The organism is Pseudoroseomonas ludipueritiae (assembly GCF_014490445.1).
Taxonomy (GTDB): Bacteria; Pseudomonadota; Alphaproteobacteria; order Acetobacterales; family Acetobacteraceae; genus Pseudoroseomonas; species Pseudoroseomonas ludipueritiae.
In genome coordinates this window covers 1-13,219 of sequence record NZ_JACTUZ010000034.1, presented here as the reverse complement: position 1 = coordinate 13,219, position 13,219 = coordinate 1, and the positions used below count along the sequence as shown (strand labels likewise).

Below are 13,219 nucleotides of genomic sequence, written 5' to 3'. Positions count from 1 at the left end.
CATGCCCGGCCGGGTGGCGTCACCTGGCCGGGCCTGCGCTTCAGCCCGCGCAGCCTTCTTCCCGCAGCAGGGCCGCGACCTCCGCCGCCGGCACCTCGCCGGTGGTGAAGACCTGGCCCGGCGCGCGCAGCAGCACGAAGCGCAGCGCGCCGTCCCGCACCTTCTTGTCCTTGCGCATCCGCCCCATCAGCGCTTCCACCGTGAAGCCGCGCGGCAGGTCGCGGATGCGGGCGGGCAGGCCCACGGCGGCGATATGCGCCTCCACCCGCGCCGGCAGGCCGGCGTCGCAATGGCCCAGCCGGGCGGAAAGCCGCGCCGCCAGCCCCAGGCCGATGGCCACCGCCTCCCCATGCAGCAGGCTGCCGTCGTAGCCGCATTCGGCTTCCAGCGCGTGGCCGAAGGTATGGCCGAGGTTGAGCAGGGCGCGGCCGCCCTCGGCGCTTTCCTCCCGCTCATCGGCCGCGACCACCGCCGATTTCAGCCGGCAGCTTTCCAGCACGGCGTGGCGCAGCGCATCGGCCTCGCCGGCCACGGCGCGGGCGCCATGCTGCTCGCACCAGTCCCAGAGCGGACCCTGCAGCAGCCCGTGCTTGGCCACCTCGGCATAGCCGGCGCGCAGCTCGCGCGGCGGCAGGGTGGCCAGGGTGTCGGTATCGGCCAGCACCACGGCGGGCTGGTGGAAGGCCCCGGCGAGGTTCTTGCCCGCCTTCAGGTTGATGCCGGTCTTGCCACCGACGGAACTGTCCACCTGCGCCAGTAGCGTGGTCGGCACCTGCACGAAGGGCAGGCCGCGGAGGGCGGAGGCGGCGGCATAGCCCGCGAGATCCCCCACCACGCCGCCACCCAGCGCCACCACGGCGGTGCGGCGGTCCACGCCGGCGGCCATCAGCGCCTCCAGCACGGTGGCCAGATGCGTGAAGCTCTTGCTGCCCTCGCCCGGCGGCACGGCCACGGTGGCGCGGATCTCGAAGCCGGCCGCTTCGAGCCCGCCGCGCAGCGTCTCCAGATGCAGCGGGCCGACGCTCTCATCCGTCACGATGGCTACGCGGCGTGCCGGCAGCACCGGTGCCATCAGGGCACCGGCCCGGGCCAGCAGCTCCTCGCCCACCAGCACCTCGTAGCCACGCCCGGCCAGGGCCACCGGCAGGCGGGCGGGCGGGTGCCAGCCATCCAGGGCGGTGAGGACCTTCTCGGCGGTCAGGTCGGGGGTATCGGCATCCAGGCAATCGGTCACGAGATCGGCCTCGGCATAGAAGGGGTGGCGGGTCTGCATCAGATGGGACAGCACCGCCACCGGGTCGGCGTTGAGGAACATCGGCCGGGTGGTGCGGCCGGCGACGCGGCCCAGCAGCGTCGGCATCGTGGCGCGCAGCCAGACCGTGACGGCGCCCGCGGCGCGGATGGCGGCCCGGGTCTGCGGGTCGTTATAGGCGCCGCCGCCGGTGGCCAGCACGATCGGCGGGCCTTCCAGCAGGCGGGCGATGACGCGGCGCTCGCCCTCGCGGAAATGCGGCTCGCCATAGCGGGCGAAGATTTCCGTCACGGGCTGGCCGGCGGCGGCCTCGATCTCGGTGTCCGCGTCCTTGAAGGGAAGGCCCAGGCGCTGTGCCAGGCGGCGGCCCACGGAAGTCTTGCCCGCGCCCGGCATGCCGACGAGCACAATGGAAACAGGGCGCGCCAGGCTGGATGCGGGCGGGCGCGCGGCCGCCTCTGGCCGGTCCTGCGGGGCGGCGAGGTCGGGGGCCGAAGATGCGGCGGGCGGAACGATGGCAAAGCCGAGGTTGCGTGACACGGGGACGGAAGGTAGCACATCGGGCCAAGCGCGCGAGGTAACCCAGGCCAGATGTTCCGCCGACCCCTGTTGCTCCTGATCCTGATCCTGATTGTCGCCATTCTGGGCGGCCTGCTGGTGATCGGCGCCTTTCCGCCGCCGGTGGCGCAGCAGCCGGTGGAGCGGACCCTGCCCAACGAGCGCTTCAACACCCGCTAAGCGGCCCGCCTCGCGGCCGGAGTGCAGAGCATGGACCGGCACCTCGAAGCCTTCCTGGAGATGCTGGCGGCCGAGCGTGGCGCCGCCCGCAACACCCTGGCCGCCTATGAGGCCGACCTGTCCGATTTCGCCGGCTTCGCCAGGCGGCGCGGGGATGCGGCGCTGGCCGCCGCCGATCCCGAGCTGCTGCGCCGCTACATCGCCGGGCTGACGGATTCGGGGCTTTCCCCCCGCACGGCGGCGCGGCGGCTGTCCGCCCTGCGGCAGTTCTTCCGCTTCCTGGTGCGGGAAGGCGTCCGCACCGACGACCCGACCGAGCTGCTGGACAGCCCGCGCCTGCCAGCGCCCCTGCCCAAGGCGCTGCGGCGGGAGGAGGTGACGGCGCTGTTGGATGCCGCCGCCACCCTGCCGGGCAAGCGCGGCGCTGTGGCGGTGGCGGCGCTGGAACTGCTCTATTGCGCCGGGCTGCGTGCCAGCGAGCTGGTCTCCCTGCCGGTCACGGCCCTCTCCTCCGAGGCGCCGCTGGTGATGGTGCGCGGCAAGGGCGGCAAGGAAAGGCTGGTGCCTATCTCGGCCCGCGCCCGCGCCGCCGCCCAGGCGTTGCAGGACCCGAAGAAGCCCTCCAGGTGGCTCTTCCCATCCCGTGGCGCGGCGGGGCATCTGACGCGGCAGAGCCTGCACGGGCTGGTGCACCAGGCCGCCCTGGCGGCGGGGCTGGATCCGGAGCGCGTCAGCCCGCACGTGCTGCGCCATTCCTTCGCCACGCACCTGCTGGAAGGCGGGGCGGACCTGCGCAGCCTGCAGATCCTGCTCGGGCATTCCGATATCGCCACGGTGCAGATCTATACCCGGGTGCTGGAGGAACGGCTGCGCGCGCTGGTCGAGGAACACCACCCGCTGGCCCGCGCGGCGGCACCCGCCTGAAGGGCATCCTGCGCGCCCGGGCTGGCGTTGCGGCCCCGGCTGGGCTAGGGGCAGGCGCCCGCGCGGCTTTCGCGGCAAGCTGAGACGGAACCGAAATGCGCCACTTCCTGGACTTCGAGAAGCCCCTGGCGGAGCTTGAAGGTAAAATCGAAGAACTGCGCCGGACCACCGATGCCGGTGGCATCGACGTGGCCGAGGAAGTCGGCAACCTCCAGTCCAAGGCCGACAAGCTGCTGGCCAGCACCTATGCCAAGCTGACGCCCTGGCAGAAGGCGCAGGTGGCCCGCCACCCCGACCGCCCCAAGTGCCTGACCTATGTCGAGGCGCTGATCGAGGATTTCACGCCGCTCGCCGGTGACCGCGCCTTCGCGGACGATGCGGCCGTCATCGGCGGCATGGGGCGCTTCCGCGGCCATTCCGTGATGGTGCTGGGCACCGAGAAGGGCACCGACACCGAAAGCCGCGTGAAGCATAACTTCGGCATGGCCAAGCCCGAGGGCTATCGCAAGGCGCGGCGCCTGATGGAACTGGCCGGGCGCTTCGGCCTGCCGATCATCTCCTTTGTCGATACCTCCGGCGCCTTCCCGGGTATCGAGGCCGAGGCGCGCGGCCAGGCCGAGGCCATCGCCCGCGCCATCGAGGCCGGACTGGACGCGCCGGTGCCCTTCGTCGCCACCATCATCGGCGAGGGCGGTTCCGGTGGCGCCATCGCGCTGGCCGCCGCCGACCGCGTGCTGATGCTGGAGCATTCGATCTATTCCGTGATCAGCCCCGAGGGCTGCGCCAGCATCCTGTGGCGCGACGCCGCCCAGGCCAGCACCGCCGCCGATGCGCTGAAGCTGACGGCGCAGGACCTTTCGCGCCTCGCGCTGATCGACAGCGTGGTGCCGGAGCCGCTGGGCGGCGCGCATCGCGACCCGCAGGCCACAGTGCAGGCGGTGGCGGACAAGGTCTGGGCCAGCCTGGAACCGCTGCTGGACCTGGATGCCGCCACGCTGCGCGCCCGCCGGCGCGAGAAGTTCCTGGAGATGGGCAAGCAGGGCGTGGCGTAAGGCCATTCCCTGAGGGCTCGGATACCGGCATCCCCCCGCAACCTGTGGCGGGGCGCCACGCCCTGCCCAAGGATAACGGCACCCGCCGTTCCATCGGTTTCGATGAAGCTGCGGCACGGTGGCCGGCCGCCGGAGCAGCAGTTGCCCGGCGGCCACGGGCTTCCCAGCCCGCGCCATCCGCCAGGGCGGCGGCGCGGAGCCTCACCAGGGCACCCGCGCCGCAGAAACGCAACGCGGCTTAGCTGCGGTAAGACCCGTTGATGTCGATGTAGCCGTGCGTCAGGTCGCAGGTCCAGGCGGTGCCCTTGCCCTTGCCGAGGCCGATATCGACGGTGATCTCGATCTCGCGGCCCTTCATATGGGCCACCACCGGCGTCTCGTCATAGCCCGGCACCACGCCGCCGTCGCGCGCCATCCAGGTGCCGCCGACCGCCACGGAAAGCTTGTCGCGGTCCGCCGGCTCGCCCGCCTTGCCCACCGCCATGACGATGCGGCCCCAGTTGGCGTCCTCGCCCGCGATGGCGGTCTTCACCAGCGGCGAATTGGCGATGGCCATGGCGATCCGCTGCGCCGAGCGCGCGGTGGTGGCGCCCGTCACGTCGATGCGGATGAACTTCTGCGCGCCCTCGCCATCGCGCACCACCTGAAGGGCCAGGTCCAGCAGCAGCTCGTGCAGCGCCTTCACGAAGTCCCGCAGCATCGGGCCGCCCTCGGCCGGCACGCGCGGGTGCTTGGCCTGGCCGGTGGCGAAGACCAGCACGGTGTCGCTGGTGGAGGTGTCGGAATCCACCGTGGTGCGGTTGAAGCTGGCGTCGGTGCCCTTCTTCAGCGCCGCCTGCAGCGCCGCCGCCGGGATCTTGGCATCGGTGGCGATGAAGCAGAGCATCGTCGCCATGTCCGGCGCCACCATGCCGCTGCCCTTGGCGATGCCGGCGATGGTGACTTCCGTGTCGCCGATCATCACCTTGCGGACGCAGGCCTTGGGGAAGGTGTCGGTGGTCATGATGCCGCGCGCGGCATCTTCCCAGTTCTTGTCTCGCAGCTTGCCAAACAGCGCGGGCAGGGCGGCGGTCAGCTTCTCATGCGGCAGCGGCTCGCCGATCACGCCGGTGGAGGCCAGGAAGACCTCCTTCGCCTTGCAGCCCACCAGCTTGGCGGCGGCATCCGCCGTGGCCTGCACGGCGTCCCGGCCCAGCTTGCCGGTGAAGACATTGGCATTGCCGGCATTGACCACCAGCGCGCGGGCCTTGCCGCCCTTCAGCGCCGCGCGGCACCAGTCCACCGGCGCGCCGGGGCACTTGTTGCGCGTGAAGACGCCCGCCACCGTGGTGCCCGGGGCGAATTCGAACATCGTCAGGTCCGGCCGGCCCTTGTATCGGATGCCCGCGGCGGCGACGCCCAGGCGCACGCCGGCCACCGGCGGCACGGCCGGCAGCGGCACGGCGAGAGGGGAGGTGGGCAGGTCCTTACCGGCCATGGGCCAAGTCCTCAGGTATTCGGTTCGCGGGGCAGGGAAGGGCGGCACGCCGGGTGGCGCACCGCCAGGGTATTCAGCGGCGCTGGGCCGGCGGCGGCGTGGCGCCGTCCAGCAGCGAGGGCGCGGGCTTTTCCGCCGCGCGCGGCGTGCCGTCCTCGTTGAAGCGCTCCACCTTGGCGGAAGCGCGGATGCGGTTGACGGTGTCCTGCACCGTCTCGTCGAAGGCGGCCTGGCGCAGCGTCTCCAGGCTGTCCTCGTAGCTCGGCGCCTCGGCGGTGCGGCGGGCTTCCACCTTGATCACGTGCCAGCCGAAGGGGGAGCGCACGGGCTGGCTGATCTCGCCGGGCTTCATGGCGAAGGCGGCCTCGGCGAATTCCGGCACCATGTCGCCCTTCTTGAAGAAGCCGAGGTCGCCGCCCTGCTCGGTGCCGGGGCCGGTGGAACGGCTGCGGGCGATGGCGGCGAAGTCGGCGCCGGGCTTGCGCACCTCGGCCTCCACCTTCTTGGCATCGGCCTCGTTGGCCACCAGGATGTGGCGGGCATGCACCTCTTCCTCGCCCGGCTTGCCGGCGATGTCGCGGGCATAGCGGGCGCGCAGGGCCTCATCCGTCAGCTTGGGTGAGATTTCCTGGCGCAGCAGGGCCTGCTGCAGCTCCTGCTCCTCGGCGCGCTTGAGGCGGGCCTGAACCTCGGGCTGGTCCTGCAGCTTCTGGGCGCGGGCGGCGGCCACCAGCGCCTTCTGGGTGATCATCTGGTCGATGACGAGCGGGGAGAGCACGCTCTCCGGCGCCGAGCGCAGTTCGGGCGGCAGCTCGGCGATGGCGGCCTGCACGTCGCTGCGGCGGATCTCCTGCCCGTCCACACGGGCCAGCAGCGGGTCCTCCGCGGTGGGCTGGGCCGGGGCGGCGGCGGCCGGGGGCTGCGTGGCAGGGGCCGGCGGGGTGCCCTGGGCCAGGGCCGGCTGGGCGGCCGCGAGCAGCAGGGGGAGGATAAGGGCGGATGAGCGCATGGAGAGGATGTGCCTTCCCGGCGGGGGAGGGCGCAAGATGGCGCAGAGCGGGGCCGCCGGCAAATGGGATCGGCGGCGGAAAGGGAGGAGCGGAGGCCACATTGACGGTGCCCTTCGTTGACCCTGGCCCAACCCCCGCCTATCTGTGCGCGTGACGTAGCCTGTTGCCCGACCCCGGGTCGCACGGGGCTTGGCCCGGCGCGGCATCCGCTATCCGGGGGAAGAGGGGTGGGCCCCGGCTCTCGGAGAGACTCGAAGCACCATGTTCGCCCGCCTTGCCCGCGCCGTCTTCGGCACCGCCAACGATCGCGTGCTGAAGCAGTTCAACGCCCGGTTGCCCGCCATTTCCGGCTTCGAGCCGAAGCTGGCCGCCATGCCGGATGCCGAGCTGCAGGCCCAGACCGCCCGCTTCCGGGAGCGCCTGGCTGCTGGCGAGACCCTGGATGACATTCTGCCCGAAGCCTTCGCCACGGTGCGGGAGGCCTCGAAGCGCGTGCTCGGCATGCGGCATTTCGACGTGCAGATGATCGGCGGCATGGTGCTGCATTCCGGCCGCATCGCCGAGATGAAGACCGGCGAGGGCAAGACCCTGGTCGCCACCCTGGCCGTCTACCTGAACGCGCTGCCCGCCAAGGGCGTGCATGTGGTGACGGTCAACGACTACCTGGCCCGCCGCGACAGCGAGCAGATGGGCCGGCTCTACGGCTGGCTGGGCCTGACCACCGGCTGCGTGGTGCATGGCCTGACGGACGAGGAGCGCCGCGCGGCCTATGCCGCCGATGTCACCTACGGCACCAACAATGAATTCGGCTTCGACTACCTGCGCGACAACATGAAGTACCGGCTGGACGAGATGGTCCAGCGCGACTTCGCCTATGCCATCGTGGACGAGGTGGACTCGATCCTGGTGGATGAGGCGCGCACGCCGCTGATCATCTCCGGCCCCTCCGACGATAGTTCCGACCTCTACCGCCGCGTGGACACGGTGGTCCGCGCCCTGGTGCAGGACAAGGAAACCTTCGAGAAGGACGAGAAGCTCCGCACCGCCTCCCTGACCGAGGCGGGTGGCGAGACCGTGGAGCAGATGCTGCGCGATGCCGGCCTGCTGACCGAGGGCAACCTCTACGACAGCCACAACATCGCCCTGGTTCACCACGTGAACCAGGCGCTGCGGGCGCATGTGCTCTTCTCGCGCGACGTGGATTACATCGTCTCCCGCGACGGCAAGCTGGTGATCATCGACGAATTCACCGGCCGCATGATGGAAGGTCGCCGCTATTCGGACGGCCTGCACCAGGCGCTGGAGGCCAAGGAAGGCGTCGAGGTCCAGCCCGAGAACCAGACGCTGGCCTCCATCACCTTCCAGAACTACTTCCGCATGTATCCCAAGCTGGCCGGCATGACCGGCACGGCGGCGACCGAGGCGGATGAATTCGCCGAAATCTACAAGCTGGAAGTGGTCGAGATCCCGACCAACCTGCCCGTCATCCGCAAGGACAGCGACGACGAGGTCTACCGCTCCGCCCGCGAGAAGTATGAAGCGGTGGCGGTGCTGGTGAAGGAAGCGCAGGCGCGCAAGCAGCCGGTGCTGGTGGGCACCACCTCCATCGAGAAGTCCGAGCTGATCTCGGAGCTGCTGAAGAAGCAGGGCGTGCCGCACAAGGTGCTGAACGCGCGCTACCACGAGCAGGAGGCCGGCATCGTCGCCCAGGCCGGCCGGCCGGGCGCGGTGACCATCGCCACCAACATGGCCGGCCGCGGCACCGACATCAAACTGGGTGGCAATGCCCAGATGATGGCCGAGGCCACCTTCCAGGGCCCGCATGAGGGCCCGGAATGGGACGCGCATCTGGCCGAGGCCGTGGCGCAGGTGAAACGGGACGAGGCGGTGGTGAAGGAGGCCGGCGGTCTTTTCGTCATCGGCACCGAGCGGCATGAGAGCCGCCGCATCGACAACCAGCTTCGCGGCCGTTCCGGCCGTCAGGGTGACCCGGGTGCCAGCCGCTTCTTCCTGAGCCTGGAAGACGACCTGATGCGCATCTTCGGCTCCGACCGCATGGGCGGGATGCTGGAGAAGCTGGGGCTGAAGGAAGGCGAGGCCATCATCCACCCCTGGATCAACCGGGCGCTGGAGAAGGCACAGAAGAAGGTCGAGGCGCGCAACTTCGACACGCGCAAGAACCTGCTGAAATACGACGACGTCATGAACGACCAGCGCAAGGAGGTCTATGCCCAGCGGCGGGCCTTCATGCAGGCGCAGGACGTGTCCGAGACGGTCGAGGAGATGCGGCGCGAGACGGTGGCCGAGATGGTCGCCCGCGCCATCCCCGAGAATGCCTATCCCGACCAGTGGGACCTGGAGGGGCTGGAGCGGCAGGCCCAGGACAAGCTGGGCCTGGTGCTGCCGATCCAGGAGTGGGGCCGGGAAGAGGGCATCGACGAGGAGCAGGTGCGCGAGCGGCTGCAGCAGGCCGTCGACCAGGCCGCCGCCGCCCGTGCCGCCAATATCGGCCCCGACCTGATGCGGATGGTCGAGAAGTCGCTGCTGCTGCAGGTCTTCGACGCCGTGTGGAAGGAGCACCTGCTGAACCTGGACCACCTGCGCCAGGGCATCGGCCTGCGGGCCTTCGCGCAGCGGGACCCGCTGAACGAATACAAGAGCGAGGCCTTCAACCTCTTCAACGGCTTGCTGGACGAGCTGCGGGAGCGCGTGACCTCGCTGCTGATGCGTATCGAGCTGCAGCCGCATGCGCCGCCGCCGATGCCGGAGCCGGTGATGGTGACGGATATGCGCCACCCCGACCCGGCCCTGGCCGATGCCGCCGCCATGGCGACCGGCGGCGCCGAGGTGGCGGGCTGGGAGCATGCGCCCGCCCCGCTGGCCCAGGGTGGCGAGGAAATCGACCCCGCGGACCCGGCCACCTGGTACCGCACGCCGCGCAATGCGGCCTGCCCCTGCGGCTCGGGCAGGAAGTACAAGCACTGCCACGGCAAGATGGGCTGAAGGCACGAAGGGCGGGGGAAACCCCGCCCTTTCCTGTTTCAGCCGGCGCTGGCCAGCCCGGCCTCGCGGCGCACCAGCCAGCCATGGATGCCCTCCGCCAGCGCCCGGGCCAGCCTAGCACGATGCGCGGGGCGCTTCAGGTCGGCCTCGTCCCGGCGGTCGGAGAGGAAGCCCATCTCCACCAGCACCGAGGGAACGTCCGGTGCCTTCAGCACCGCGAAGGCGGCCTGCCGGTGGGTATTGGGCAGCAGCGGCACGGTGCCGCCCAGGCTGCGCACCACCTGCGCCGCCATGCGTGCGGAGCCCGCCCGGGTTTCCTGCCGCACCAGGGAGAAGAGGATGCGCTCCACCTCCGGCGAGACCGGCGGCAGGCGCAGCCCGCCGTGCAGGTCCGCCCGGTTCTCCCGCTGCGCCAGCCCGGCGGATAGCGAGTCGGAGGCGCGGTCCGACAGGGTATAGACGCTGGCGCCACGTGCTCCGGGCGCGCTGTCCGCATGCAGGGAGACGAAGAGCGCGGCCTCTCGCTTGCGGGCGAATTCCACGCGGCTGCCCAGCGGCACGAAGGTGTCGCGGCTGCGGGTCAGGGCGACGCGGCAGCGGCCGGTGGCCTCCAGCCGCTTCTTCAGCTCCTGCGCCGCGGCCAGGGTGATCCGCTTCTCATGGGTGCCGGTGACACCGATGGTGCCGGGGTCCTTGCCGCCATGCCCGGGGTCCAGCACCACCAGTGGCAGGGGCACGCGGCGGCGCGGCGCGGCCTCCGCCAGGCCCGGCGCACCCGCCGCCACCATCCCGAAGGCGAGTTGCAGCAGCCGCCTGCGGCTGCATGAAAACGGCATGGCCTATGCTCCCCCCTTAAGCCAGTCGACGAATCATCACGCATGGCTCCGCCCCCCGACGGAACCCTGCTGGGCCTAACCTATACGATAATACAGCGTCGTCACGGCTTTACCGAATGTAACATCTGAACGTGCCGCAGCCTTGTGGAACAGGAATGACACGCCTATTGTGCATTGCCCCGGCGGTCAGTGCCGCCGGTGGAGGTTTTGGGCGCGGCTGCCCGGCCTGTTTCCCGGTGCCACCCCGCCAGCTTGGCGGCGGCCCCGGTTCAGGGTGGCCCGAAGGATTCCTCCGGCACCGGGCTGTGCCTCCGCCACGACGCGGGGTCCCGTTTCCCGCTTCTGCCGGGTCTCCCACCGTCCGCTCCACCGGCTGTCGCACAATGGCGAGGAGGGGGCGGTGAGGCCTGTCATCCAGCCACCGTCCGCGTCCCGCGCCTGTCCGCTGGCCCGCCCGCGCCTGCTGGTGCCGCCTTTTGCGGCCGCCCAGGTTGCACGGGGCTCGCGCGTGGCGCGCACACAACAGGGCCGTCCCCGGCATCACGGGGCACCGGCCCGCCGAGTAGAGAGGTCGGATCGCAGCCGCATGGCCTGTGTATCGCCGCGCCGCCTGATCCACACTGCTCACTCGGGCATGCCCACCCATTGCTGCCGCCCTTCGCCCATCGGCGCCGGCGGCACGGAGCATCCCGGTTCATGACCAAGCGCATGCTGATCGATGCATCCCACCCGGAAGAAACCCGCGTGGTGGTGCTGGACGGCAACCGGCTCGAAGAATTCGACGTCGAAACCGAGAACAAGAAGCCCCTGAAGGGCAATATCTACCTGGCCAAGGTGGTCCGGGTAGAACCCAGCCTCCAGGCGGCCTTTGTGGAATACGGCGGTAACCGCCACGGCTTCCTCGCCTTCGGCGAAATCCACCCCGACTACTACCAGATCCCCGTCGCCGACCGTCAGCGCCTGCTGGAGATGCAGGCCGCCGAGGCGGATGAGGAAGACGACGACGCTGAGGAAGTGACCGAGGCCGAGGCCGAGGCCATGGTGGCGGAGATCGAGGCCATCGCCGATGCCGACGAGGCCGAGCGCCTCGCCGCCACCGAGGGCGCCGCCGCCAATCCTTCCGTCTTCACCGAATCCGTCGAGCCCGAGGGTGAGAACCCGCGCCACGTGGCGCCGGAGGATGTCCACCCCGTCGAGGCCCTGGCCCCGCAGCCGCCGGCCCAGCCGCAACCGCAGCCTCAGCCCCTGCCGGGCGACGAGCCCGCCGACAACCCGGATGCCGAGACGCTGCCACGGGAGGAAACCCCGGCCGGCCGCGCCCAGCCGATGTCCGTGCATGGCGAGACCCGCTCCGCCACGCGGGAGGAGCTTGCCGCCGCCGAGGCCATGATGGCCCAGGACGAGGGCGAGCAGGACGAGGACGAGACCCCGCCCGAGACCCTGGGCGGCCGCGGCAGCAAGGATGAGGGCGACCAGGAAGAGGTCTCCCGCGAGCGCCGCATCCCCTCCCGCTTCATGCGGCATTACAAGATCCAGGAAGTGATCCGCCGCCGGCAGATCATGCTGGTGCAGGTCGTGAAGGAGGAGCGCGGCAACAAGGGCGCGGCGCTGACCACCTATATCAGCCTGGCCGGCCGCTTCTCCGTGCTGATGCCGAACAGCCCGCGCGGCGGCGGCATCTCCCGCAAGATCACCTCGGCCGGCGACCGCAAGCGCCTGCGCGACGCCATCCAGGAAGTGGGCCTGCCCAAGGGCATGAGCCTGATCGTCCGCACCGCCGGCGCCGCCCGCCCCAAGCCCGAGATCGTGCGCGACGGCGACTACCTGCTGCGGCTCTGGGACGAGATCCGCAACCGCACCATGGAATCCACCGCGCCCGCGCTGGTCTATGAGGAAGCGGACCTCATCAAGCGCTCCATCCGCGATGTCTTCAACACGGGCATCGAGGAAATCCAGATCGAGGGCGAGGACGCCTACCGCCAGGCCCGCGACTTCATGCGCATGCTGATGCCGCAGCACGAGCGCAAGATCCGCCTGCACCGCGACGTGACGCCGCTGTTCGCCCGCAACGGGGTGGACGCGCAGCTCGACGCCATGATGTCGCCGGTCGTGCAGCTCAAGTCCGGCGGCTATATCGTCATCAACCAGACCGAGGCGCTGGTTTCCATCGACGTGAACTCGGGCCGCGCCACGCGCGACCGGCATATCGAGGACACGGCGCTGCGCACCAACTGCGAGGCGGCGGAGGAGATCGCCCGCCAGCTGCGGCTGCGCGACCTAGCCGGCCTGATCGTCATCGACTTCATCGACATGGAAGCCTCGCGCAACGACGCGCAGGTGGAGCGCCGGCTGAAGGAGGCGCTGAAGAACGACCGCGCCCGCATCCAGGTCGGCCGCATCAGCCATTTCGGCCTGCTGGAGATGAGCCGCCAGCGGCTGCGCACCAGCCTGACCGAGCATTCCTTCGAGACCTGCAAGCACTGCCAGGGCCTGGGCATCGTCCGCAGCCCGGACAGCGCCGCGCTGCAGGTGCTGCGCGCGATCGAGGAAGAGGGCGGCAAGCGCAAGGCCGCCGAGATCTGCGTCCATGTGGCGCCGGAGCTGGCCCTGCACCTGCTGAACCGCAAGCGCGACCGCCTGGCGCAGATCGAGGAGCGCTACGGCATGGCCGTGCTCTTCGAACCCGACCCCAAGCTGATCCCGCCGCAGCTGCGGATCGAGCGCATTAGGCAGCAGCTGGTGGCCGAGCCCGTCTCCGCCCCCAGCGCGCTGCGCATGGATTACGCGCCCGAGCCGCTGCCGGTGGAGGAGGAAGCCGAGGCCGTGGTGCCGGAGGAAGCCGCGCCGCGCGCCGAGGCTGCCCCGCAGGGTGAGAACGGTGCCGAGGGCGAGGGCCGCAAGCGCCGCCGCCGCCGCCGCCGCCGTGG

The 13,219-nt window shown here is 70.9% G+C and carries 9 protein-coding genes; 5 read left to right on the top strand and 4 right to left on the bottom strand.

From position 1 onward, the window contains the following. Positions 1-40: 40 nt before the first annotated feature. Positions 41-1,792: a 3-dehydroquinate synthase gene (gene aroB, locus IBL25_RS10155; protein WP_187778436.1), complete on the bottom strand. Its 1,752-nt coding sequence runs from the start codon at positions 1,790-1,792 to the stop codon at positions 41-43. A 51-nt stretch (positions 1,793-1,843) separates the two neighbouring features. Here aroB and IBL25_RS10150 point away from each other — a divergent pair, with 51 nt between their 5' ends. From IBL25_RS10150 to IBL25_RS10140, 3 genes are all read left to right on the top strand, one after another. Next, positions 1,844-1,990 (top strand): hypothetical protein, encoded by a 147-nt coding sequence (locus tag IBL25_RS10150; RefSeq protein WP_187778435.1) that lies wholly within the window; start codon positions 1,844-1,846, stop codon positions 1,988-1,990. Between the two features lie 30 nt (positions 1,991-2,020). After that, positions 2,021-2,914, top strand: coding sequence for a tyrosine recombinase (locus IBL25_RS10145; protein ID WP_187778434.1), 894 nt, complete (start codon positions 2,021-2,023; stop codon positions 2,912-2,914). Between the two features lie 95 nt (positions 2,915-3,009). Beyond that, on the top strand, positions 3,010-3,966 hold the full coding sequence (locus tag IBL25_RS10140) for an acetyl-CoA carboxylase carboxyltransferase subunit alpha (protein WP_187778433.1): 957 nt from the start codon (positions 3,010-3,012) through the stop codon (positions 3,964-3,966). 238 nt (positions 3,967-4,204) lie between these two features. Here the strand turns inward: IBL25_RS10140 and argJ are convergent, their stop codons facing one another. Together argJ and IBL25_RS10130 are read right to left on the bottom strand one after the other, a co-directional pair. Further along, entirely contained in the window at positions 4,205-5,443 is a 1,239-nt protein-coding gene (argJ, locus tag IBL25_RS10135) for a bifunctional glutamate N-acetyltransferase/amino-acid acetyltransferase ArgJ (protein ID WP_187778432.1), read from the bottom strand. A gap of 73 nt (positions 5,444-5,516) precedes the next feature. Then, positions 5,517-6,452, bottom strand: coding sequence for a peptidylprolyl isomerase (locus IBL25_RS10130; RefSeq protein WP_187778431.1), 936 nt, complete (start codon positions 6,450-6,452; stop codon positions 5,517-5,519). 262 nt (positions 6,453-6,714) lie between these two features. Here IBL25_RS10130 and secA point away from each other — a divergent pair, with 262 nt between their 5' ends. Beyond that, the gene (gene secA, locus IBL25_RS10125; protein WP_187778430.1) at positions 6,715-9,456 is read left to right on the top strand and encodes a preprotein translocase subunit SecA; all 2,742 of its coding nucleotides are present in this window, start codon (positions 6,715-6,717) and stop codon (positions 9,454-9,456) included. Positions 9,457-9,494: 38 nt separating this feature from the next. Here secA and IBL25_RS10120 read toward each other — a convergent pair whose 3' ends face one another. Next, positions 9,495-10,292, bottom strand: coding sequence for an N-acetylmuramoyl-L-alanine amidase family protein (locus tag IBL25_RS10120; RefSeq protein WP_187778429.1), 798 nt, complete (start codon positions 10,290-10,292; stop codon positions 9,495-9,497). Between the two features lie 696 nt (positions 10,293-10,988). Between IBL25_RS10120 and IBL25_RS10115 the strand changes: the two genes are divergently transcribed. Further along, positions 10,989-13,219 (top strand): Rne/Rng family ribonuclease (locus IBL25_RS10115; protein WP_187778428.1); only part of this gene is annotated, 2,231 nt, incomplete at its 3' end.